Annotated in this window: 17 protein-coding genes and 4 tRNA genes; 8 read left to right on the top strand and 13 right to left on the bottom strand. The window is 62.6% G+C overall.

What is annotated here, in order from left to right; genetic code table 11:
- Positions 1 to 16: 16 nt before the first annotated feature.
- Positions 17 to 1267: a valine--pyruvate transaminase gene (locus CK627_RS03865; RefSeq protein WP_095591725.1), complete on the bottom strand. Its 1251-nt coding sequence runs from the start codon at positions 1265 to 1267 to the stop codon at positions 17 to 19.
- A gap of 281 nt (positions 1268 to 1548) precedes the next feature.
- Here CK627_RS03865 and CK627_RS03860 point away from each other — a divergent pair, with 281 nt between their 5' ends.
- Positions 1549 to 1782 (top strand): hypothetical protein, encoded by a 234-nt coding sequence (locus CK627_RS03860; protein ID WP_042051608.1) that lies wholly within the window; start codon positions 1549 to 1551, stop codon positions 1780 to 1782.
- Here the strand turns inward: CK627_RS03860 and CK627_RS03855 are convergent.
- A complete protein-coding gene (locus tag CK627_RS03855; RefSeq protein WP_042051607.1) occupies positions 1712 to 2536 on the bottom strand; it encodes an AraC family transcriptional regulator in 825 nt (274 codons plus the stop codon). The genes CK627_RS03860 and CK627_RS03855 overlap by 71 nt on opposite strands.
- 92 nt (positions 2537 to 2628) lie before the next feature.
- On the opposite strand from CK627_RS03855, the gene CK627_RS03850 reads away from it, so the two are divergent.
- Positions 2629 to 3756, top strand: coding sequence for a multidrug effflux MFS transporter (locus CK627_RS03850; protein WP_095591724.1), 1128 nt, complete (start codon positions 2629 to 2631; stop codon positions 3754 to 3756).
- A 4-nt stretch (positions 3757 to 3760) separates the two neighbouring features.
- Here the strand turns inward: CK627_RS03850 and CK627_RS03845 are convergent, their stop codons facing one another.
- The 11 genes from CK627_RS03845 to CK627_RS03795 all read right to left on the bottom strand — a co-directional run bounded on the left by CK627_RS03845 (position 3761) and on the right by CK627_RS03795 (position 20185).
- Positions 3761 to 4444 carry a response regulator gene (locus CK627_RS03845; protein WP_095591723.1) on the bottom strand — a complete coding sequence of 228 codons (684 nt, stop codon included), beginning with the start codon at positions 4442 to 4444 and terminating at the stop codon, positions 3761 to 3763.
- 38 nt (positions 4445 to 4482) lie between these two features.
- Positions 4483 to 7071 (bottom strand): DUF4118 domain-containing protein, encoded by a 2589-nt coding sequence (locus CK627_RS03840; protein ID WP_017780325.1) that lies wholly within the window; start codon positions 7069 to 7071, stop codon positions 4483 to 4485.
- 102 nt (positions 7072 to 7173) lie between these two features.
- Positions 7174 to 7701 (bottom strand): potassium-transporting ATPase subunit C, encoded by a 528-nt coding sequence (locus CK627_RS03835; RefSeq protein WP_095591722.1) that lies wholly within the window; start codon positions 7699 to 7701, stop codon positions 7174 to 7176.
- A gap of 60 nt (positions 7702 to 7761) precedes the next feature.
- The gene (gene kdpB, locus CK627_RS03830; protein ID WP_095591721.1) at positions 7762 to 9819 is read right to left on the bottom strand and encodes a potassium-transporting ATPase subunit KdpB; all 2058 of its coding nucleotides are present in this window, start codon (positions 9817 to 9819) and stop codon (positions 7762 to 7764) included.
- A gap of 55 nt (positions 9820 to 9874) precedes the next feature.
- A complete protein-coding gene (gene kdpA, locus CK627_RS03825; protein WP_095591720.1) occupies positions 9875 to 11569 on the bottom strand; it encodes a potassium-transporting ATPase subunit KdpA in 1695 nt (564 codons plus the stop codon).
- Between the two features lie 10 nt (positions 11570 to 11579).
- Positions 11580 to 11864 (bottom strand): hypothetical protein, encoded by a 285-nt coding sequence (locus CK627_RS23000; RefSeq protein ID WP_244364785.1) that lies wholly within the window; start codon positions 11862 to 11864, stop codon positions 11580 to 11582.
- Positions 11865 to 11870: 6 nt separating this feature from the next.
- Positions 11871 to 13220: a glutathione-disulfide reductase gene (gorA, locus tag CK627_RS03815; protein WP_095591719.1), complete on the bottom strand. Its 1350-nt coding sequence runs from the start codon at positions 13218 to 13220 to the stop codon at positions 11871 to 11873.
- 76 nt (positions 13221 to 13296) lie between these two features.
- A complete protein-coding gene (locus tag CK627_RS03810) occupies positions 13297 to 15264 on the bottom strand; it encodes an ATP-binding protein (RefSeq protein ID WP_174704170.1) in 1968 nt (655 codons plus the stop codon).
- A 122-nt stretch (positions 15265 to 15386) separates the two neighbouring features.
- Positions 15387 to 18467, bottom strand: a complete 3081-nt coding sequence (locus tag CK627_RS03805; RefSeq protein ID WP_010635626.1) for a multidrug efflux RND transporter permease subunit — start codon at positions 18465 to 18467, stop codon at positions 15387 to 15389.
- Between the two features lie 15 nt (positions 18468 to 18482).
- Positions 18483 to 19589, bottom strand: a complete 1107-nt coding sequence (locus CK627_RS03800) for an efflux RND transporter periplasmic adaptor subunit (RefSeq protein ID WP_005307097.1) — start codon at positions 19587 to 19589, stop codon at positions 18483 to 18485.
- A 32-nt stretch (positions 19590 to 19621) separates the two neighbouring features.
- Complete coding sequence (locus CK627_RS03795; protein WP_005307095.1) at positions 19622 to 20185, bottom strand: TetR/AcrR family transcriptional regulator; 564 nt, start codon at positions 20183 to 20185, stop codon at positions 19622 to 19624.
- Between the two features lie 261 nt (positions 20186 to 20446).
- Between CK627_RS03795 and CK627_RS03790 the strand changes: the two genes are divergently transcribed.
- The 6 genes from CK627_RS03790 (at position 20447) to CK627_RS03765 (ending at position 22093) form a co-directional block, all read left to right on the top strand.
- Positions 20447 to 20523, top strand: a tRNA-Arg gene (locus tag CK627_RS03790).
- 50 nt (positions 20524 to 20573) lie between these two features.
- Positions 20574 to 20649 (top strand) — tRNA-His (locus CK627_RS03785).
- A 20-nt stretch (positions 20650 to 20669) separates the two neighbouring features.
- Positions 20670 to 20755 (top strand) — tRNA-Leu (locus tag CK627_RS03780).
- Between the two features lie 64 nt (positions 20756 to 20819).
- A tRNA-Pro gene (locus CK627_RS03775) sits at positions 20820 to 20896 on the top strand.
- A 223-nt stretch (positions 20897 to 21119) separates the two neighbouring features.
- Positions 21120 to 21554 (top strand): ricin-type beta-trefoil lectin domain protein, encoded by a 435-nt coding sequence (locus CK627_RS03770; RefSeq protein ID WP_010635629.1) that lies wholly within the window; start codon positions 21120 to 21122, stop codon positions 21552 to 21554.
- Positions 21555 to 21568: 14 nt separating this feature from the next.
- Positions 21569 to 22093 carry an RICIN domain-containing protein gene (locus CK627_RS03765; protein WP_017766490.1) on the top strand — a complete coding sequence of 175 codons (525 nt, stop codon included), beginning with the start codon at positions 21569 to 21571 and terminating at the stop codon, positions 22091 to 22093.
- Positions 22094 to 22146: the final 53 nt, after the last annotated feature.

The following is a 22146-nucleotide window of genomic DNA, read 5'->3' as shown; positions in this document are numbered from 1 at the left end:
TGTATCGCCGAGCGGATTAGTCGGCGTAGAGGGCGTTGATCTCGTCGGCCAGGATGGCGATGCCGCGGCGCACCAGCTCCTCGCTCTGGGAGTAGTTGAGGCGGATGCACTCCCGGCTGTGACGCCACTCCGGATCGTCGATGCCAGGGAAGAAGTAGTGGCCCGGCACGATCAGCAGGTTCTTCGCCTTCAGTCGCTCGTAGAGTGCCTGGCAGTGGATCGGTAGGTCTTCGAACCAGAGCCAGAGGAAGAGGGCACCTTCCGGCTTGTGGATATGGAAGCGCGGATCGGGGATCGCCTCGCGCAGCAGCTGCACCGCCAGCTCCGCCTTCTGCCGATAGAAGGGTTTCACCATCTGTTCGCTGAGGGCGATGATCTCGCCGCTCTCGATCATCGGAATGGTGATGGCTGGGCCCAGACTGCCCGGTGCCAGATTGATGATGCCGCTCAGGTTGGTGATGGCCTGAATGATCTTCTCGTCGGCGATGACGATGCCGCAGCGGGTGCCCGGCAACCCCAGCTTGGAGAGGCTCATGCAGAGGATGGTGTTGGCGTTCCAGAACGGCTTGGCCTCGCTGAAGATGATGCCAGGGAAGGGGACGCCATAGGCATTGTCGATCAGCAGCGGAATGCCCTTGTCGCGGGCGATCTGATCGAGGTGCTCGATCTCTTCGTCGGTCAGCACGTTGCCGGTCGGGTTGGTCGGCCGGGAGACGCAGATCACCCCGATGTCGTCACCCACCTGCAGGCTCTCGAAGTCCACGTGGTACTTGAACTGGCCATCGGCCAGCTTCTCGATGGTGGGCTTGTAGGCCACGAAGTAGTCGTCCGCCAGTGCCGAGTCGGCATAACCGATGTACTCGGGGGCGAGCGGGAACAGCACCTTCTTCTTGCGGCCATCGGCAAATTCGCCCGCCAGCAGGTTGAACAGATAGAAGAAGGCGTTCTGGCTGCCGTTGGTCAGGGCGATGTTGCGGGCGGAGATCTCCCAACCCAGCTCCTTGCTGAGCAGGGCCGCCAGCGCCTTGGTGAACCTGTCCTTGCCCTGGGGGCCATCGTAGTTGGCCATCGCCTTCACCAGCTCGCCGTTGTCGAGCAGGCTCTTGGCCTCGGCCTGAAAGCGTTCCAGCATGACAGGGATGGGGGCCGGATTGCCGCCACCCAGCATGATGGCGTCCGGATTGGTCAGCCCCTGATTAAGGTCATCCATGAGTTGGGTAATACCGGCATGGCGAGTGAACTTCTCGCCGAACAAGGAAAATTCCATTCGGTGACAGATCCAGAGTCAGTTACGGGGGACTAGCACCATAGCTCAGTTTAAAAGCGAGTGTCGATCAAAAAGATGGGACGTTCCACGTGGAACAGCAGGCAAAATCTAGTGTGGTTAAAATGACCACTTGTTGGTTCAATCCTGACTACAGGATGCTTTTCAACTGGCGCCACTTTTCATCTGAAAACAATTAATTCTAGTAAAATCATATCGTTATAGATGTGGCACGACAATTGGAATAGTTATCTGGTCATCTCAACCACACCGGAGCACACCAGATGAAAATCCTGATCGCAACCTTGATTGCCAGCAGCCTGAGCCTGAACGTCATGGCCGACGAGTACTCCAGACCCGAACTGGACAGCGTGAAGCTGGAGCAGGAAGTATTGGCCCAGCAGCAGCAGGCCTCCCATGCGGTGGTGGAGGAGGCGATCCACAACCTCAAGCCGCTGGCGCTGGAGACCCTGGTGGTGGAGGCGAGCTCGGCCGATGCGACTCATCCCGAGAGTTGAGATAGCGCAAGGGGGTCTGCCCCGTGTGTTGCCTGAAGAAGGCGATGAAGGCGCTGTCGCTGGCGAACTCCAGCGCAGCCGCCACCCGACTGATGGGCTCGGCTTCTGCCAGCAGCTCCAGCGCCCGCAGCAGTCGCCACTGCTGACGCCAGGCCTGGTAGCTCATGCCGGTCTCCCGCATGAAGATGCGGCCTATGGTCTTGTCACTGGCACCCACCCGTTCGGCCAGCCGGTTGAGCCGATCGGGCAGGGCGTCACCCTGCTTCACCTCCTGCAGCCAGCCGGCCAGACGCACGTCTGACGGCAGCGGCAACTGCCAGGATTCCCGCGGCGCTTGCGCCAGCTCCTCTTTCAATAATGCCAGTGTGCAGGTCTGCTCTGCCTCCGGCTTGTCCCACGGCCAGAGCGCCATCCGTTCGATGATCTCTCGCAGCAGCGGGTTGACCGCCAGCACCGCCATCTCGGCCAGCAAGCCGGGTTCGGGTTTGAAATAGAGGGAGCGATAGGCCACCACCCCGCGCATCAGCACCCGATGGGGCAGACCCGCCGGCAACCAGGCGGCCCGCGTCGGCGGCAGCAGGCAGACCTGATCGTCCAGCTCTATGGTCATGCAGCCGGCCTGGGCGAACAGCAGCTGATGGCGCCTGTGCTGGTGGCGGCCAGAGTCGTGCCAGCCGAGGGCGGCGGCGATACCGATGGCACTGCCGTCGTGCTGGTCCGGATCAAAAGGGTGATCGGGAAGAATAAAGGCCATGTGTCCGATTCTTGATGTTTATAGTCCTGCTTATTGTAATCGGACAATCGGCGTCACTCTAGAATGACGGCCTCTAGTGAAGGAGGTTTGTCATGAACAACAAGTTGCCACCGCTCTGGCTGGTGGTCGGACTGATGATGTTTCCGCAGATAGTGGAGACCATCTACAGCCCGGTACTGACCCATATCGCCACTGAGTTTCGGGTGAGCGAGGGGCAGGCATCCCAGACCCTGTCGGTCTATTTTCTGGCGTTTGCGGCGGGAGTGGTTTGCTGGGGCAGACTGTGCGATCTCATCGGGCGGCGTCCCGCCATGCTGGCGGGGTTGCTGACCTATGGCGCCGGCACCCTGCTGGCGTTGCTGGCCACTGAGTTTGAAACCCTGCTGCTGGCTCGGGTCATTGCGGCCTTCGGTGCCGCCGTGGGATCCGTGGTGACCCAAACCATGCTGCGCGACAGCTATCAGGGCAGCGATCTGGCGCGGGTCTTCTCGGTGATGGGCATCGCGCTTTCCCTCAGCCCGGTGCTGGGGCTGGTGAGCGGCGGCCTGCTGGCTGATGGTTTTGGTTATCTCGGGGTATTTGGCGCCCTGCTGGCGCTGGCAGTCGGCTTGTTGTTGATGGCCTGCCGGCAGTTGCCGGAAACCCGGCCGATCACCACCCAGCGAGTGGCACTCTGGCCGCTGGCATGCCGGATGGTGCGTGATACCGGCTTGTGGCGCAGCGCCGCTCTGGTGGCCCTGTTCAACACCATGCTGTTCGGCTACTACAGTCTGGCGCCATTTCTGTTTGCCGAGCTGGGGCTGAGCGCGGGTGAGTTTGGTTACTCCGGTATCGTGCTGGCACTGGCGACCCTGGGGGGCAGCCTGCTCAACAAGCGTCTGCTGGGGCTTGGCTGGTCGCCTGCCTCCCTGATCCGGCTCGCCGCCGTGTTGGCGCTGGGCTCGGGTTGGCTGGTGTGGGCCAGTCAGGCGTCGCTCTGGTTTCTGCTGCCCATGACGGGAGTGGTAGTGGCATTCGGGCTGGCTATCCCCAATGTGCTGAGCCAGGCGCTGCTGGCCTATCGAGAGGTGGCAGGCAGTGCCGGTGCCCTGTTCGGGCTCGGTTACTATCTGCTGCTCAGCCTGGGGCTCGCCATCGCCGCCTGGCTGCAAGATCTCGGTCTGCTGCTCGGTGGCTGCGGTCTGTTGGCCCTGTGTTGTTGCTGGCGTCGTTCCACGTGAAACATCAGCTGCCGATAAAGCGGTAGCCGATGCCGGATTCGGTCTCGATGAGGGTGGGTTGCTGAGGGTTATCCCCCAGCTTCTTGCGCAGGCTGGCGATGACGATGCGCAGGTAGTGGGTGTCCTCCTTGTGGCTCGGCCCCCAGATGTCGTTGAGCAGCTGGGTCTGCAGCACCAGCTTGCCGGGGTGGCACACCAGCGCCTGCAGCAGGGCGAACTCCTTGCGGGAGAGGGCCACCTCTTCCTCCCCCAGGGTGACCCTGTGGCTGCTGCTGTCCAGGGTCAGCCCACACTGGGGGAAGTGGCGGCACTCACCGCTGCTGACCCCGGCCCGCTGGCGCAGCAGCACCCGGATACGGGCCATCATCTCGCCAACGCCGAACGGCTTGCTCATGTAGTCATTGGCTCCCGCATCCAGCAGGCGCACCTTCTCCTGCTCCGAATCCCGCGCCGACAGCACCAGTACCGGATGCTGATGGTGCTCGCGAATGGCCTGCAACACCTGGAGGCCATCCCCGTCCGGCAGGCCCAGATCCAGGATCACCAGGTCGGGGTTGAGGTGGCGATACTGCGCCACACCCTCGTTGACGCCGACCGCCTCGCTGACCTGATGGCCTTCGGCGATCAGGCTGATCCGCAAAAAACGGCGGATGGCCGCCTCGTCGTCGATGACCAGTATGTGAGCCATTCAACCTCCAGCTCGCTGATGAAAAAGGGCGGCGACCATCAGGCCGCCGGAGCATTGAGGGCCAACGGCAGGGAGATGCGCATGCAGGTACCGTTGCCGTTGGGGCCGGAAAAGGCCCAGATGCGGCCCCCATGGACCTCTATCATAGCGCGGGAAATGGCGAGGCCAAGCCCGGTACCGCGGCTGCCGCAATCACCGACCGGCTGGGTGTAGAAGAGGTTGAAGATCTTGTCGCGGTCCGACTCGGCGATGCCGACCCCGATATCGATGATGTCGATGATGAGGTCGGGGTCCGCCAGCATCACCTTGAACTCGATGGGGGTGCCGGCCGGCGAGTAGCGGGAGGCGTTGTCGAGGATGTTGACCAGCACCTGCTCGATCAGGGCGCCATGCACATAGAGCCGGGGGATCTGTTGATCGAAGTGCACCAGCAGCTTGTGCTGGCGCCAGGAGGAGTCGAGCCGGCGGCGGGCATTCTCCACCAGATCCGCCAGATCGACCCAGTCCCGTTTCAGCTGGAAGTCGGGTGAGCCGATGCGGGTCATGTCCAGCAGGTTCTGCACATAGCTGTGCAGGCGGCGCGCCTCCTCCTGCACCGAGTGCAACAGCTCGCTGCGGTCTTCGCTGCTGATCCGGTCACCATATTCCAGCAGGGTGCTGCCGGCCCCCATGATGGTGGCGAGCGGCGTCTTCAGATCATGGGAGACAGAAGAGAGCAGGGCGGCGCGCATCCGGTCGGTCTCCGCCTGCAGCTGGCTGTCGGCCAGCCGCTCGTTGAGGTCGATCCGTGCCAGGGCGGCGCGGATATCGGTGAGCAGCGCCTGCAGCTGATGCTCGGCCGAGGAGGCGAGCGGATTGGCCAGCAGTATGCCCAGCACCAGCTCATCGCTGAGGTGATGGTACTGGGCCTCGGCGGCGTTGAGGGTGGCGGTGTGGGCGCCGGCGCTCTGCTTCTGGGCCAGACACCAGTCGATGGCCGCCTTGTCGGTCTGTCCCGGCTTGTGCTCGGTCGAGCCGGCCCAGTACTGGTAGTGCCGATCGAGGGCAAACACCGGCTGGCCCAGTGCCAGCGAGATGGCCTGGCTCCCTTGCCTGAGCACCTCGACCGGACTGCTGGCGGTGGCCAACCCCTGACTCAGGGAGAGCAGGGCATTGCCCAGCTGCTGGGTCTCGCGCAGGCCGACCAGCTGCTGGCGCTGACGGGAGGCGAGCCGCCCGGCCGTGATGCCGACGATGAGCAGCACGAACAGGGTGAGCAGGTCGCTGTGGCTGGCGACGCTGAGGGAGAAGTAGGGGACGGTGAACAGCAGATTGTGGCCGACGAAGCCCAGCACGGCGGCCAGGATGGCGGGCACCAGGCTGGTGGTGAGCGCGGTGGCCAGCACCCCCAGCACGAACAGCATGGGCAGGGAGGCGGGCGGCAGCCAGTGGGAGAGCCCCCAGACGGCGGCCGAGGTGGTCCCCATGATGACCACCGCCAGCAGGCTCTGGCGAATGTCCTTGGGGTGAAGCGGCTGCCAGTTCAGGCCTGGTTTGCGCTTCTCTGTGTCCACCAGGGTGATCTCGAGCCCCTGTGCCTGCCTGAGCAGATGCTGCACCAGCGAGCGGCGCCACGGCGCCTTGTGGGGTTTGCCCAGCAGCAGTTGCGACACCTGCTGCTGCTCGGCCGTCTCCAGCAGGGCGTCGGCCACCGCCGGGCTGGAGAGGGTCAGCACCTTGGCACCCAGTTGGGAGGCGAGCGCCAGCGCCTGCTCCTGTTCGGCGGAACGCTGCCCCTTGCTGTCGACGTGCACCACCAGCCAGGGCAGCTGGCGGCGCTGGGCGAAGCGGTGGCCGTAGCGCACCAGGGCGGCGCCGTGCTCGTCGCCGAGGCAGACCATCAGCTTGCCTCTTAGCGGCAGCGTGGTCTTGCCGGCGGCCTGCCACTGCAGTTGCAGATCCCCCTCCACGTGGCTGGCGGCGGTCTGCATCGCCAGCTCCCGCAGGGCGGTCAGGTTGTTAAGGGAGAAGAAGGACTGCAGGGCGGCCTTGGCCTGGTGGGGCACATAGACCTTCCCCTCCTTGAGGCGGCCGAGCAGCTCCTTGGGGGGGAGGTCGATCAGCACCAGGCTGTCGGCCTCCAGCAGTACCTGGTCGGGCAGGGTCTCCTTGACCCTGACCCCGGTCAGCTGCCACACCAGATCGTTGAGGCTCTCCAGGTGCTGCACGTTGAGGGTGGTGTAGACGTCGATGCCGGCACCGAGCAGCTCCTCCACATCCTGCCAGCGCTTCTCGTGGCGGCTGCCGGGGGCGTTGCTGTGGGCCAGCTCGTCCACCACGGCGATGGCGGGTTTGCGGGTCAGCAGGCCGTCCAGATCCATCTCCTCCAGTCGCTGCTGGCGGTGCAGGTGCAGCTTGCGCGGCTGGATGGCGAGCTTGTCGAGCAGGGCCAGGGTCTCCTGGCGGCCGTGGGTCTCCACCACCCCGATCAGGATGTCGACCCCCTCCTTGGCCTGTTCCCTCACCGCCTGCAGCATGGCGTAGGTCTTGCCCACACCGGGGGCCGCGCCGAGAAACACCTTCAGCTTGCCCCTGTGCTCCTGTTCCAGGCTTGCCAGCAGGGCGTCCGCCCTCACTTCATCACGCATCCCCGCGCTCCCGTTGCATCGGCCGAACCGCGACCGTGACCACATTACTCATGCTTGTCCCCGTTGTCGAAAGGGAGCCTTCCCGAACGGCAAGGAGCGCCCTCAGGCGCCCTTTTGATGATCGAGTTGCAGGTTCAACTGGAGAATGTTGACCACCTGCGGGCCAAGGATACCAGCTTGTGCCGCCGACTTGACCTGCTCCGTCAGCCGAACGGGATCCAGCCCCCGTTGCCCGGCGACCCTATCCACCTGAGCCAGCACCGCATCGAGCGGCAGATGGGGATCGAGGCCGGAGGCGGAGCGGGTCAGCAGGGCGGGGACCCTGGCTTCCGGCTGCTCTTTGGCCGTCGTAGCGGCAAATTCGGCCCGCAGCGGCGAGCTCATTCCCAGGTTGCTGGCGCCGCCACCTATGGTGGCGAAGTCGCTGGCGGAGGGGCGGGAGTGGAAGTAGTCGGCCCGCTCGAATTTCTGGGCCAGCAGGGCGCTGCCGACTACCTGCTGCTTGTCGTTGGTGAGCAGGCTGCCGTTGGCCTGCCAGGGGAAAATAAGTTGGGCCAGCCCGGTGACGGCCAGCGGATAAGCCACTCCCAGCAGCAGGGTCAGGGTCAGCAGGGTTCTGATTGCTATCATGATTTTCTTGCTCCAAATGTGTTGGGTGGATGCGGGTCTGCCCCGCATCCGGTGATGCCGTTACACCAGCCCCAGGCCGGTGATGACCAGGTCGATCAACTTGATACCGATGAAGGGCACGATCAGACCACCTACACCGTAGAGCAGCAGGTTGCGGCGCAGCAGGCTGGCTGCCGTGCCCTGCAGGCTGACCCCGCGCAGGGCCAGCGGCACCAGCGCGACGATGATCAGGGCGTTGAAGATGATGGCCGACAGGATGGCGCTTTCCGGGCTGCCCAGCTGCATCAGGTTCAGCGCCCCCAACTGCGGATAGGCGGCGATGAACAGGGCCGGCAGGATGGCGAAGTACTTGGCCACGTCGTTGGCGATGGAGAAGGTGGTCAGGGCGCCACGGGTCACCAGCAACTGCTTGCCCACCAGCACCACGTCCAGCAGCTTGGTGGGGTTGGAGTCGAGATCCACCAGATTGCCCGCCTCCTTGGCGGCCTGGGTGCCCTCGTTCATGGCCAGCCCCACGTCGGCCTGGGCCAGTGCCGGTGCGTCGTTGGCGCCGTCCCCGCACATGGCCACCAGCCGGCCGTCGGCCTGCTCCTGGCGGATGTAGGCCAGCTTCTTCTCCGGTGTCGCCTCGGCGATGAAGTCGTCTACCCCGGCCTCGGCGGCGATGGCGGCGGCGGTCAGCGGGTTGTCGCCGGTGATCATCACGGTGCGGATCCCCATGTGGCGCAGGATCTGGAAGCGGGCCTTGATGCCCGGCTTGATGATGTCCTTGAGGAACACCACTCCCAGCAGCTTCTCGTGGGTGCAAACCAGCAGCGGGGTGCCGCCCTGGCGAGCTATGCTGTCGACCGACTTGAGGATGGGCTCGGGCACCGCCTTGCGATCGAGGGAGAGGTAGCGCAGCACGGCGTCCACCGCCCCCTTGCGATATTGATGACCGTTGCGATCCAGCCCGCTCAGCCGGGTCTCGGCGCTGAAGGGGATCAGGATGTCGCTCTCCAGCTGGCTCGGTCTGGTGTGGCTCTTGCCAGCCAGGGTCAGGATGGACTTGCCCTCCGGCGTGTTGTCACCGAGCGAGGCCAGCATGGCGGCCTGGGCCAGCAGGGCCGGATCGATACCGGGGGCCGGGATCAGTTCATCCGCCATCCGGTTGCCGAAGGTGATGGTGCCGGTCTTGTCCAGCAGCAGGGTGCGTACGTCGCCGGCGGCCTCCACCGCCCGGCCGGACTTGGCGATCACGTTGAGCTTCACCAGCCGGTCCATGCCGGCGATGCCGATGGCGGAGAGCAGACCGCCGATGGTGGTCGGGATCAGGGTGATGAACAGGGCCAGCAGGTAGAGCCGGGGCACCTGGGTGCCGTTGTAGTCGAGGAACCAGGGCAGGGTGGCCACCACCAGCAGGAAGATCAGGGTCAGCCCCACCAGCAGGGCATCCAGCGCCATCTCGTTGGGGGTCTTCTGGCGCTTGGCCCCTTCCACCAGCGCAATCATGCGATCCAGGGTGCTTTCGCCCGGATTGTTGCTGATGCGCACCCAGATCTCGTCGGAGACGACGGTGGTGTTGCCGGTCACGCCGCTGCGATCGGTGCCCGACTCGCGGATGACGGGGGCAGATTCACCCGTGATGGCGGCCTCGTTGACCGAAGCGATGCCGGCGACCACTTCGCCGTCGGCGGGGATCATCTCGCCGCTGCGCACCAGCACCAGATCGCCCTTGCGCAGGTTGGTGGCTGGCACCCACTCCCCCTTGTCATCCTGCGGATGGGTGACCCGGCGCGCCTTGAGCTGGCTCATGCCCGCCTTCAGGCTGTCGGCCCGCGCCTTGCCGCGCCCCTCGGCCAGGGTCTCGGCGAAGTTGGCAAACCAGAGGGTGAGCCAGAGCCAGGCGGTCAGCTGCCAGGCCAGTGAAGGGGCGACGCCGGAGACAGGCTGTCCCAGCAGGGATTCCACGCTGGCCATCACGGCCGCCAGCCAGAGGGTGAACAGGATGGGGCTGCCGAGCAGCGCCCTGGGGTTGAAGCGATAGAGGGCTTCCACCATGGCCTGCATGATCTGTGATTTCTGTTTCTTGCCCTTCACCTTGAGGGTGTCGGTGCTCATTGAAGCGGACTTGCTCATTGGAAAGCTCCCAGCATCGAATAGTTGACCACGGCGATCAGTGGGGTGTGCAGCATCAGAAGGCACCTCCCAGCAGGCTCAGGTGTTCCGCCACCGGACCCAGCGCCAGCACCGGCAGGAAGGAGAGGCCCCCCATCAGCAGTACGGTGACGATCAGCAGGGTGATGAAGAGCGGGCCGCTGACGGGGAAGTCCCCCTCGCTTCGCTCCTGGCGCGGGGCGCGGGCCAGTTGGCCGGCGATGGCCAGCACCGGAATGATGTAGCCGAAGCGGCCGAGCAGCATGGCCAGCCCGATGGCGATGCACTGCCAGCTGTCGGCGGCGGCCAGGCCGGCGAAGGCGGAGCCGTTGTTGCCGGCGGCCGAGGCGTAGGCATAGATCAGCCGGGACAGGCCGTGGGGGCCGTCGTGACCGATGACGGTGGCGTAGTCCGGCAGCAGCAGGGTAATGCCGCCGATCACCAATACCCCGACCGGCATCACCAGCATGCTGGCGACCACCCATTTCATCTCGGTGATGCCGAGCCGTTTGCCCAGATAGGTCGGGGTACGCCCCACCATCAGGCCGCACAGAAACACGGTCAGCAGCACGAACAGCATCATGCCGTAGATGCCAGAGCCGACCCCGCCGAAGATGACCTCGCCGAGCAGCATGTTGATCATGCCGACCATGCCGCCGAGGGGAGTGAAGCTGTCGTGCATGGCGTTGACCGCACCGTTGGAGGCGCTGGTGGTCGCCACTTCCCAGATGCTGGAGAGCAGGGGGCCGAAGCGGCTCTCCTTGCCTTCCCAGTTGCCGGCCATGCTGCTGGCGTCAGTGGTGAGCTGGGCGAGGGCAGGGTCTGGTTTCAGCTCCTGGGTGATGGAGACGAAGAGCCCGATCACCATCATCAGGGTCATGGCGACGAGGATGGCTCGGCTGTGGGCCAGGTCCTTCACGTAGCGACCCAGGGTGCAGACCATGGCGGCGGCCAGCGTCAGCAGGGCGATCATCTCCAGCCAGTTGGAGAGGGCGGTCGGGTTCTCGAACGGATGGGCCGAGTTGACGCCGAAGAAGCCGCCGCCGTTGGAACCGAGCTGCTTGATGGCGATCTGGGAGGCCGCCGGGCCGAGCGGCAACAGCTGCTCCTGGCCTTCCAGCGCGTGGAACGGCAGGTAGGCCGACAGGCTCTGGGGTACCCCCTGCCAGACCAGCAGCAGCGCCAGGATCAATGCCATCGGCAGCAGCACGTAGAGGCAGAAGCGCACCAGATCCTGCCAGAAGTTGCCGAGGTGGGTCGTCTGCTGGCGGGCGATGCCGCGGAACATGGCGATGGCGACGGCGGCACCGGTGGCGGCCGAGACGAAGTTCTGGGTGGTGAGCCCCACCATCTGGCTGAAGTAGGAGAGGCTGGCCTCGCCGGAGTAGGCCTGCCAGTTGGTGTTGGTCATGAAGCTGACCGCGGTGTTGAAGGCGAGTTGCCAGTTCAGCCCGGGCAGCTGTTGCGGGTTGAGGGGCAGCAGCCCCTGCGCCAGCAGGATCAGGAACAGTAGGCCGAAGCCGGCGCCGTTGAAGGCCAGCAGGCTGAGGGCGTAGGACTTCCAGTCCTGCTCGCGCCCGTCCGTGCCGCAGCAGGCCAGGGTGGCGCGCTCGACGGGAGCCAGCCAGCGACTCTTGCCCTCAAATACCCGATACAGGTAGTTGCCAAGCAGAGGCGCCGGCAGCAGCACCAGCAGCACGAACGCGACGGGATAGATGATCTCTTGCCACATATCCGGTTCCTCACTCATGGGTGCGCGCGAGGGCGCGCAGCAGATAGCCCGCGAGGGCGAGGACCAGCAGCAGATATAGCCAATTCATATCGACTCCATTGGTGTAATTGACGACCAAATGGTAGGAATAACCGGCGTAAAGGCGCCATAAAGCCGGATTTGGCAGGCGTAAAATCGGCGTAAAAAAGCAGGTGTGGGCGCTGTTTGGGGGAGGGGAAAGATCGAAAAACCCGGCCTGAGCCGGGTTTGGTAGCAATTGACTGAGACTGGTCTGATAGTGACAGGCCAGCTTCAAACATGCTTATCGCATCGTCACAAACTCTTCCGCACTGGTCGGATGGATGGCGACGCAGTTGTCGAAGTCCGCCTTGGTGGCGCCCATCTTCATGGCGACGCCGAAGCCTTGCAGGATCTCGTCCATGGCAAAGCCGATGCCGTGCAGGCCGACCACCTTCTGTTCCGGGCCGACACAGACCAGCTTCATCCGGGTAGGCTGGCGATGCTGGGTCAGCGCCGAGTACATGGCGGTGAACTGGCTGCGGTAGACCTTGACCTGATCTTCACCGTACTCGGCGACGGCTTCCGGCTCGGTCAGCCCTATGGTGCCGATGGGCGGGTGGCTGAACACCACTGTCGGCACCAGATCGTAGTTGAGGTGCTCGTTCGGCTTGTTGTTGAACAGCCGCTCGGAGAGGCGGCGGCCCGCCGCGACGGCCACCGGGGTGAGCTGGATCCGGCCGGTGTTGTCACCGACGGCATAAAGGTTGGCGACGGCGGTATTCTGGAACTTGTCGGTCGGGATAAAGCCCTTCTCGTCGAGCGTGATACCGGTGGCGGCCAGGTTGAGGTTGTCGGTGGCCGGGACACGGCCGATGGCCCAGATCAGGCAGTCGACGGTGAGGTGGCGACCATCTTCCAGCTGCAGAGTCAGGCTCTCGTCGGCGTTCTTGACCACGGCTTTCGGAATGGCGTGGGTGTGCAGCTTGGGCCCTTCCTGCGCCATGATCTCCACCAGGGTCTCGTGGATCATGGGATCGAAGTTGCGCAGCGGTGCGTGCTTGCGCACCACCAGGTGAGTCTCGGAGCCGAGCGCCTGCATCACGCCGGCGATCTCCACCGCGATATAACCGGCACCCACCACCGCAACCCGCTTGGGCTGTTCTTGCAACTCGAAGAAACCGTCGGAGTCGATGCCCAGCTCGGCACCCGGAATGGCCGGCACTTCGGGGCGACCGCCGGTGGCGATCAGTATGTGATCGGCGCTGTACTGCTCGCCGTTCACCTCGATGGTGTTGCTGCTGACGAAGCGGGCGAAGCCCTTGATGACGGTGATCTGGTTCTTGCCCAGCACGTTCTGGTAGGACTGATGAATGCGGCCGATATAGGCCTGGCGGGACTCGACCAGCTTGGCCCAGCTGAAGTGGTTGAGAGTGGTGTCGAAGCCGTAGTCGGCGCCATATTTCAGGGCATCGGCGATCTGGCCGGCATACCACATGGCCTTCTTCGGCACGCAGCCGACGTTGACGCAGGTTCCACCCAACTCTTTGGCTTCAATCAGGGCAACTTTCTTACCGTACATGGCAGCCCGGTTGGCCGAGGCGATGCCGCCGCTGCCGCCGCCGATGGCGATATAGTCAAAATGCTGTGCCATTGCGAGGTTCTCCGCTCATTAAGAATGCAATCACAGCATGATGGGGATAAAGCGGCTGGCTCACAAGAGCCAGCACTCAGTTATGTTGGATCGGCAGGCGAATATGGAACTGGGCGCCTTGCTCCGGTTCGCTGATGCAGTTGATGCGACCACGCAGCAGCTGCACCACCAGGTTGTAGATGATGTGGGTGCCGAGCCCGCTGCCGCCCTGACCCCGCTTGGAGGTGACAAAGGGATCGAAGATGCGCGGCAAGATTTCGGGCGGGATGCCGCGGCCGTTGTCGCTGTAGTCGATCAGCAGCTCTTCACCCTGTTGCTCTACCTTGATGGTGATCTTCTTGGGTTTGTCCCAGTTGTCGAAACCGTGGTTGATGGAGTTGAGGATCAGGTTCGAATAGATCTGGGTGAAGCTGCCGGGGAAGGAGAAGATCGACAGCTTGGGATCGCACTGGATATCCACTTCGCACTGGGCCTTCTTCAGCTTGTGACCGAGGGAGACCACCACCTGATGCAGGTTGTCGGCGAGGCTGAAGTTGTAGCGTGCCTCGGACGACTGGTCCACCGCCACCTGCTTGAAGCTGGCGATGAGCTCGGAGGCGCGGCGCAGGTTGCCCTGCAGCAGCTGCATGGATTCATCCAGATTGACGGTGAATTCGGTGAGATAGGAGCGCGACAGCTGCTTGGATTCGATGTGCTGCTTGAAGTCGGCCACCCGCTCCTGTAGGTAGGAGGAGGCGGTGACGCTGATGCCGATGGGGGTGTTGATCTCGTGGGCCACGCCGGCCACCAGGGAACCGAGGGAAGCCATCTTCTCCGACTCCACCAGGGTCTGCTGGGCCTGTTTCAGATCGTCGTAGGCCTTGCCCAGCTGGTCGTTGGCATCGCTCAGGCTGCGGGTACGTTCCACCACCTTGCCCTCCAGCTGTTCGTTGAGCTGAATGATCTCCCGCTCCACCTTCTTGAGGCGGGTGATGTCGTAGCCGAAGCCGATCAGGTATTTGAGGTTGGGCCCCTCGTAGAAGGGGGCGAAGGTCCACTGCAGCACCAGCTCGTGGCCCTGCTGGTCATGCATCATGACCTCTTTGTCTTCGATGGCGCCGTGATCGGCCAGGGTGGCCGCCAGCTGGTCGCGCTGCTCCTTGCTGACGAACAGATCCAGCCAGTTGTGCTGTAGTATCTCCTGCTGGTGGTAGCCGGTCAGCAGGATGGCCGCCGGGTTGATGCTGGCGATGTTGAGGTCCGGCTCCATGCAGCAGATGACCATGTTGGCGGAGTTGATCAGGGTGGCGGAGAAGTCCCGCTCCTGCTGCAGCTGTTCGGCGGCCTGATGGCGCGCCGCAAATTCGTCGAGCAGCCGGGTGCGCATCTGGTTGAGGGTGGCGACCAGGGTGTCGAGCTCGTCGGGTTTCTTGCGGGGCAGTGTGCGCCCCTCCAGAGTCAGCTCGTTGGTGAGCCGGTCCAGATTCAACTTCTGGGCGTAGTGGGCGATGCGGTTGAGGTGACGCACCACCAGGTAATAAATGATAATCAGGATGCAAAACGAGACCACCAGGGTCTTGATGGTCTGGCTGACCATGATGAGCACGGATTTTTCGATGAGGCGCTGGTAGATCTGCTCCAGCGAAGCGGCGACGAACAGCTTGCCCACCACCTCGCCCTGATAGGTGAGGTTGAACTCGCGGGAGATGTCGTAACTTTCCCGTTCCACCCCCTGGGTCAGCAGCGGCACTTCCGAGTTGCCGAGCATCTCCTTCACCATCACGAACTGCATGTTGGGCAGGTTCATGATGCCCTCGATCTGCACCTTCACCTGCTCTTCATCCAGGTTCCACAGGCTGGCGGCGATGGGCTGCAGGAAGGAGGCCTCGATCTGGCCGATGCTGTCCTCGATGACGGCCACGTCCTTGCGGTAATCCCAGGCAAGCTGCAACACCGTAATGATCATCGCCAATACGGTACTGCACACCAGAATGTAGGAGAGCAGGCGGTATGAGAGTCCGTTACGGCCGACGGCCCTAGCGGTCTTGGAGAAGAGTCCTGACATGGCGTCCTTGCGGTCTGGATATATTGCCATTTAGTTTAACTGCTTCATGCACTTATGTCGTGTTTCGTTCGCGTGATAAAAACAAGGCCCCGAAACGGGGCCTTGTTGATTCAAAAAGGTTTTTAATGACTCCCTTTCGCCTTGGGCGGAATGGATTCATCAAATACCGGCAGCGGTTTGTGTTCGGAGGCCAGGTAGGTGTAGATCACCGGCAGTACGAACAGGGTGAACACGGTACCTATGGCCAGACCGGCCACGATCACGATGCCGATGCTGAAGCGCTGGGCAGCCCCGGCCCCCGTGGCATAGAGCAGCGGGATGAGACCGGCGATCATGGCGGCCGTGGTCATCAGGATGGGGCGCAGACGCACCTTGGCTGCGGTCATGACGGCTTCTATCCGGTTGCGGCCGTGCAGCAGCTGCTCCTCCTTCGCCACTTCACAGATCAGGATGCCGTGCTTGGTAATCAGGCCGACCAGGGTGATCAGACCCACCTGGGAGTAGATGTTCATGGTGGCGGCACCCCAGGCCAGGGCGATCAGTGCCCCGCTGATGGCCAGCGGCACTGAGACCATGATCACCAGCGGGTCACGAGCCGATTCGAACTGGATCGCCAGCACCAGGAAGATGATGGCCAGCGCCAGACCGAAGGTGGCGTACAGGGCGCTGCCCTCGGTCACGAACTGGCGGGCCTCGCCCATGAAGTCGTAACGGTAGCCCTGCGGCAGCTTCTCGTCCGCCGTGGTGTTGAGCCAGTTGATGGCGTCACCCATGGTGGTGCCAGGCATCAGCACGGCACCTATGGTAGCCGAGTTGAGCTGGTTGAAGTGGGGCAGGGAGCGCGGTTCACCGATCACCTCGATGCTGATCAGGCTGCCGAGCGGGATGGATTTGCCATCGGCCGCCCGCACGTAGTAGCCCTTGATCGACTCGGGGTTGAGGCGGTATTTGCGCTCGACCTGCGGGATCACCTCGTAGGAGCGGCCATCCAGGTCGATGCGGTTGACGTAACCGTCCGACATCATGGTGCCCAGGGTGATGCCGATGTCCTGCATGGTGATGCCGTAGGCACCCGCCTTGTCCTTGTCGATCTTGATCTTCATGGTGGCGGAGTCGTACTGCAGGTCCAGCTCGGAGTAGACGAAGCGTCCGCTCCCCTGGGCTGCGGTCAGGATCTCGCTGGCCACCTGATAGAGGCTCTCGAAGTTGTTCGGCGTGGTGATGACGAACTGTACCGGCAGGCCGCTCGAGGCGCCTGGCAGTTCCGGGAACTGGAAGGTGGTGATGGACATGCCGGGCACGTCTTTCACCAGCCCGGCCACCCGGTCCAGCACCTCTTTCTGGCTCGCTTCACGCTGGCTCCACGGCACCATGGAGGCGATACCGAACGCCTGGTTGGCGTTGAACACCCCGGAGAAGACCTGGGAGAAGGCCACTTCCGGCTGGGAGTCCAGCACCTTGTTCACCTGCTCCATGGTCCCCTGGATGTAGTCCAGGTTGACGTTGGAGGGGGCGGTCCCCAGCACGGCCATGACGCCCTTGTCCTCGTTCGGCGCGAGCTCGCTCGGGATGAACTTGAACAGCATCGGCAGGCTGGCGAACACGATAACGGCAAACAGCACCACCACGATGCGCTTTTGCATCACGGCGTGCAGCATGGCGTCGTAGCGTACCGTCATGCGCTCGAGCAGGTGGTGTACCGTGCTTTCGAACTTGCCCGGCTCCTCGTTGGCCTTGAGCATCTTGGCGCACATCATGGGCGACAGAGTCAGGGCTATGATGCCGGAGACGAACACGGCGCCCGCCAGGGTCAGCGCGAACTCCTTGAACAGGGAGCCGGTGATGCCCCCCATCAGGGCGATCGGCGCGTACACGGCGGCCAGGGTGACCGTCATGGCGATGACCGGCACGGCGATCTCGCGGGTGCCTATGATGGCGGCACGGAACGGATCTTCCCCCTCCTTGACGTGACGATCCACGTTCTCCAGCACCACGATGGCGTCATCCACCACCAGGCCGATGGCCAGCACCATGGCCAGCAGGGTCATCAGGTTGATGGAGAAGCCGAACATCTGCATCACCATCACCACGCCGATCAGACTGAGCGGGATGGTGATAATCGGGATGATGACCGCGCGGAACGAGCCGAGGAACAGGGTGATCACCACCAGCACGATGGCGGCTGCCTCGGCGATGGTCTTGATCACCTCGTGGATCGATTCGTTGATGGCCACTGTGGAGTCATAGAGGACGTTGGCCTCCATGGTGCTCGGCATGTTGCTCTTCAGGCTCGGCAGCATCGCCAGCACGTCGTGGGCGATGTTGATCGGGTTGGCGGTCGGCGCCGCGTTGATGGCCAGTACCACGGCCTCGCGGCCGTTGGCGGTGGCGCGATAGGTGTCGTGGCTCTTCTCCAGGGTCACCTTGGCGATGTCGGCCAGGCGGATCACCTTGCCGTCACGGGTGGAGACCACCAGGCGTTCGAGCTCCTCGGTGGTGTTGACCTGGGTCTCGGCGTTGCCGTTGTAGAGGGTGAAGTAGCCGGTAGCCTGGCCGGTGGCGGACTGATAGTTGTTGCTGTTGAGCACGTTCATCACGTCCGCGGCGGTCAGGTTGAACGCCGCCATCTTGGCCGGATCCAGCCATACCCGCAGGGCGTACTTGGTACCGCCGTACATGTCGACCTTGGAGACGCCGCCGACGGTGAAGAGCTGGGGCTTGATGACCCGCTCCAGGTAGTCGGTGATCTGGCTGGCGTTGAGCTCTGGGCTGGTGAAGCCGATGTAGAGCACCGCCGTGGTGGAGCCGGTGGACATAGTGACCGAGGGGTCTTCCGACTCCTTGGGCAGCTGGGATCGCACCGAGTTGACCTTGGCCAGAATGTCGGACAGGGCGGCGTTGGGATCGGTGTTGAGCTTCATGTAAGCGGTGATGGTGGAGCTGCCGAGCTGGGTGGACGACGTCATGAAATCGATGTTGTCCGCCTGGGCGATGGCCTGTTCCAGCGGCTGGGTGATGAAGCCCTGGATCAGGTCGGCACTCGCGCCGTAATAGCTGGTGCTGACCGTGACGACCGTGTTGGTCATCTCGGGGTACTCGCGCACCTGCATCTTGAACACGGCCTGCAAACCCAGCAACGCGATCAGGAAGCTGATCGAGATGGCCAGGATGGGCCGCTTGATGAATATGTCGGTAAAGCGCATCTGTCTCTCCGCGTTTTACAGCATGGGAGCCTGGTCAGGAACCTTCAGACCCTGGTCCTGCACGATTTTTACCTTGGCGCCGTTGCTCAGGCGTACCTGGCCGGACATGACCACTTCGTCACCCGCCTTGATGCCGGAGACCACGTGGGCATCGTTGCCCTTGCGCTCGCTCACCTTGACCACCACCTGCTCGACGCGTTTCACGCCGTCCTGCTCCTTGACCAGGTAGACGTTCTCGCCGTACAGGGTGAAGGTGATGGCGGTCTGCGGCAGCACTATCTGGTCTTTCTGGGCCGGCAGCAGGATGCTGGCGCGGGCAAACATGCCGGAGCGCAGCAGGCCGTCGTTGTTGGGGATGTTCGCCTGCACCTGGATCAGGCCGCTCTGGTAGTTGACGGCCGGCTCGATGGCGCTGATGTGACCCTTGAACTGGCGGTTCGGGTAGGCATCCACGTTGATCCGGATCTCCTGATTCAGGCTGATGCGGGAGATGTCGGTCTGCGGCACGGTGAAGCGCAGACGCATCACGCTGGTGTCTTCCAGCCGCACTATGTCGGTACCCGGCTGCAGGTACTGGCCGAGGAAGACGTTGCGCAGACCGACCACGCCGGCAAACGGTGCGCGCACTTCGCGGCGGGCGATGGTCGATTTCAGGCTCTCGATGTCGGCCTCGAGGGAGCGATAGGTCGCCTCGGCATCATCCAGCTGGTCGCGGGAGATGGAACCCTTGGTAAACAGGTTCTGGTAGCGTTCGTACTTGGCCTTGGCCGCCGGCAGCTTGGCCATGGAGGCGCGCAGGTTGGCCTTCTCGACGCTGGCGTCCAGGCTCAGCAGCAGCTGGTCCAGCTTGACGGTGGCGCCGGATTCGAAGGAGATGCTGTCGATGGTACCGGACTGCTCGGTCGACAGGGTCACCCCCTGATTGGGTTCGATGAAGCCGATCGCCTCGATGGTCGGTACCCAGTCGCGGGTCTCCACCTTGTGGGTGGTGACCGGGAACTCGGGCTCCGGCATGTTGGCCATGTAGTTGGCTATCATCTTTTGCTTGAACAGGTTGAAGCCAATCACGCTGCCGAACAGGGCCAGCGCGATGAGCAACATGATGCTCATCCACTTTTTCATGAACTCTCGCTCCTGAGATATGAGTGCAATGTTTAAGGGGTCAAAATGGCTCGCCAGCTGGCCCGGATCACGGTTTCCAGCTGCTCTTGCGTCAGTTCGAATTGGTGCACCTGGCTTTGCAACGCCAGGTTCGCCACACAGTCCAGGCTCAGCACCTGCAGTACCCGAACGGGCAGGTCGATAAACAGGCCCTGTTCTATCCCCCGTTCGTAGAAGCGATCCAGCGGGGCCCAGGCTGCCTGGATGACCGGGTCCTGCTCCAGCTCCGCTCCCAGCGGGGATGTTTCATACTGCAATTTGCATTTGAGCGCGTTCGGTTCGTCGACAAAGATGGCGTGGATGTTGAGCCACAGCCGCCGAAATTGTTCGAACGATACCTCCTCTGTCTGCACGCCTTCCATGACCAGGGGATGACACTGGAGGATGGTGTGCCGATAGAGTTGACGGATCAGGTCATCCTTGTCGCTGAAATAGCGATAGATGGTGCCTGCCGCCACCCTGGCTTTCTTGGCCACCACGGCAATGGAGAGGCCGTGGAAACCCTGTTCGCCGAGTACTTCATGAGCCGCATCGAAAATGCGTTCTTTCTTGTTCATGATTGGATGATCACAACGACTGAATGAACGTTCATTCATTCTAGGGAGGCTTTGAGGCAAGTCAAGTTTTGCCCATCGCTGTCAGCAAAATGGGGTGGGGGGAAAAGTAGCGGGGAGGGGCCGGAACCGGCCTGAATAACACAAAATCGCTTAAAAAAAGCCATAAACGATGGAAAAAAAAGCGGTTGATTCGGCTTGATAAAAAAAAGGGTAGACAAGGTGGGTCCTCATCATTAATATTGCGCCCCGTTCGACAGCGTAGCGCCCGTAGCTCAGCTGGATAGAGCGCTGCCCTCCGGAGGCAGAGGTCACAGGTTCGAATCCTGTCGGGCGCACCATCAAAAGTGCGCCGGTTAAACGGGCGAGTTGAAGAACGAAAACAGCTGTGGTGGCTGTAGCTCAGTTGGTAGAGTCCCGGATTGTGATTCCGGTTGTCGTGGGTTCGAGCCCCATCAGCCACCCCATTTTACAGCTTGTCAGGTACGCGAAGGTGGCGGAATTGGTAGACGCGCTAGCTTCAGGTGTTAGTGCCCCCCGGGTGTGAGGGTTCGAGTCCCTCTCTTCGCACCATACTTGCTGTATAACGAGGATGACCGCATGGTCGTCTTTGTTTTTTGTAGAATCAAAATATTCTCGGTGATTAGCGCAGCCCGGTAGCGCATCTGGTTTGGGACCAGAGGGTCAAAGGTTCGAATCCTTTATCACCGACCACATTCTGAAAAACCTCGCTTCGGCGGGGTTTTTTGCTTTCAGCCTTGCCTATCATCCCGGCTTGCCGCGTCGCTGTAACGTTTGTTTACACTCTATCCGGGCAGTCTTGTCCCCCCTTCAGTTATCCTGCCAGCTGGAGTCCTTGGTGACCGGATGTCACAGACCTCTTTCAGGCTTTTTTATGAATAACAAAATCTCGATTTTCTCCTGCAGACCCGCAGTCATGGCCGCCCTGCTGCTGGGCGGTTGTACCCTCAAGCCGCCGATGGATGAGGTGATGAACTCCATGGTCTCCCAATCGCAGAGCGAGTCTGCCTCCTCCCTCTTGCTGACCTACAACGGCTTCTGTGTCGGTGTTGCCGGGCAGCAGGCCGTCACCCAGGTGTGCGGTGGCAAAGACACCAGGTCGTTTGAGTGGGCGCTGGGGGAGCTGAAGATGCAGGAGACATGCCTGCAGGCCAGAAGCGGCAATGAGCTGATCCTGGCTCCCTGCGATGGTCATGCCCAGTGGGTGTGGCGGGAGGACAAGCTGTTCAACAACAAGGCCTCCCGTTGTCTGGATGTCGCGGGGCGGCGTCATACCCCGAATACGCCCTTGCGTTTGGCCGAGTGCTATGGCGGTGCCAATCAGAGCTTCCTGGTCGGAGGGATTGAGTGATGCGTCCATCTCCTTTGATTGCCGCCTGTCTCTCGCTTTCGCTGGGAGGGTGCCAGAGTCTGGACTCTTCGGATTTTCTGCTGGGGGCCGTGGTGATCGGTGCCATAGGTGCTGCCGCCTACTACGACCACAAGCAGGAGAAGAAGGAAGCCCGCAAGCGAGAAGAGTCGGGGGGGCAGTTGCTGGCAGCCAATGGCAAATGCCTCGACATTGCCGGTGGCGTGCGCAATGGCAACCAGTTGCAGCTTTGGGACTGCAACGGCGGAGAGAACCAGCGCTTTCGTCTGGATGGCAAGGCGGTGAAGGTCGGCGGCAAGTGCCTGGATGTGGCCGGCGGCGATCGCGACACCGGGGCCAGGGTGATCGCCTGGGATTGTCATGGCGGCAGCAATCAGCAGTGGCGCTGGGAGCGGGATCGGCTGGTCAGCCGCAGCAGTCACCTCTGTCTGGACGTATCCAAGGATGGCAGTGCCAATGGTACTCCCCTGATCCTCTGGCAGTGCCATGGGGGCGACAACCAGCGCTTTCGAAGAAAGTAACCCCGGATTGCCAATGCCAGTCAGCATCAACTGACTGGCATTGTTTTTTGGCG

Origin of the sequence: Aeromonas dhakensis, assembly GCF_002285935.1 — a bacterium.
Taxonomy (GTDB): Bacteria; Pseudomonadota; Gammaproteobacteria; order Enterobacterales; family Aeromonadaceae; genus Aeromonas; species Aeromonas dhakensis.
Note: the sequence above shows the minus strand (reverse complement) of the source record. Positions and strands in the feature narration are given on the sequence as shown.

Coding starts and splice junctions, on each gene's coding strand:
- CK627_RS03805 (WP_010635626.1), bottom strand. CDS start 18,467: ATGCGCTTTACCGACATATTCATCAAGCGGCCCATCCTGGCCATCTCG.
- CK627_RS03860 (WP_042051608.1), top strand. CDS start 1,549: ATGAAAATCCTGATCGCAACCTTGATTGCCAGCAGCCTGAGCCTGAAC.
- CK627_RS03770 (WP_010635629.1), top strand. CDS start 21,120: ATGGCCGCCCTGCTGCTGGGCGGTTGTACCCTCAAGCCGCCGATGGAT.
- CK627_RS03840 (WP_017780325.1), bottom strand. CDS start 7,071: ATGCGTGATGAAGTGAGGGCGGACGCCCTGCTGGCAAGCCTGGAACAG.
- CK627_RS03800 (WP_005307097.1), bottom strand. CDS start 19,589: ATGAAAAAGTGGATGAGCATCATGTTGCTCATCGCGCTGGCCCTGTTC.
- kdpB (WP_095591721.1), bottom strand. CDS start 9,819: ATGAGCAAGTCCGCTTCAATGAGCACCGACACCCTCAAGGTGAAGGGC.
- gorA (WP_095591719.1), bottom strand. CDS start 13,220: ATGGCACAGCATTTTGACTATATCGCCATCGGCGGCGGCAGCGGCGGC.
- CK627_RS03865 (WP_095591725.1), bottom strand. CDS start 1,267: ATGGAATTTTCCTTGTTCGGCGAGAAGTTCACTCGCCATGCCGGTATT.
- CK627_RS03850 (WP_095591724.1), top strand. CDS start 2,629: ATGAACAACAAGTTGCCACCGCTCTGGCTGGTGGTCGGACTGATGATG.
- kdpA (WP_095591720.1), bottom strand. CDS start 11,569: ATGTGGCAAGAGATCATCTATCCCGTCGCGTTCGTGCTGCTGGTGCTG.
- CK627_RS03835 (WP_095591722.1), bottom strand. CDS start 7,701: ATGATAGCAATCAGAACCCTGCTGACCCTGACCCTGCTGCTGGGAGTG.
- CK627_RS03855 (WP_042051607.1), bottom strand. CDS start 2,536: ATGGCCTTTATTCTTCCCGATCACCCTTTTGATCCGGACCAGCACGAC.
- CK627_RS03795 (WP_005307095.1), bottom strand. CDS start 20,185: ATGAACAAGAAAGAACGCATTTTCGATGCGGCTCATGAAGTACTCGGC.
- CK627_RS03845 (WP_095591723.1), bottom strand. CDS start 4,444: ATGGCTCACATACTGGTCATCGACGACGAGGCGGCCATCCGCCGTTTT.
- CK627_RS03810 (WP_174704170.1), bottom strand. CDS start 15,264: ATGTCAGGACTCTTCTCCAAGACCGCTAGGGCCGTCGGCCGTAACGGA.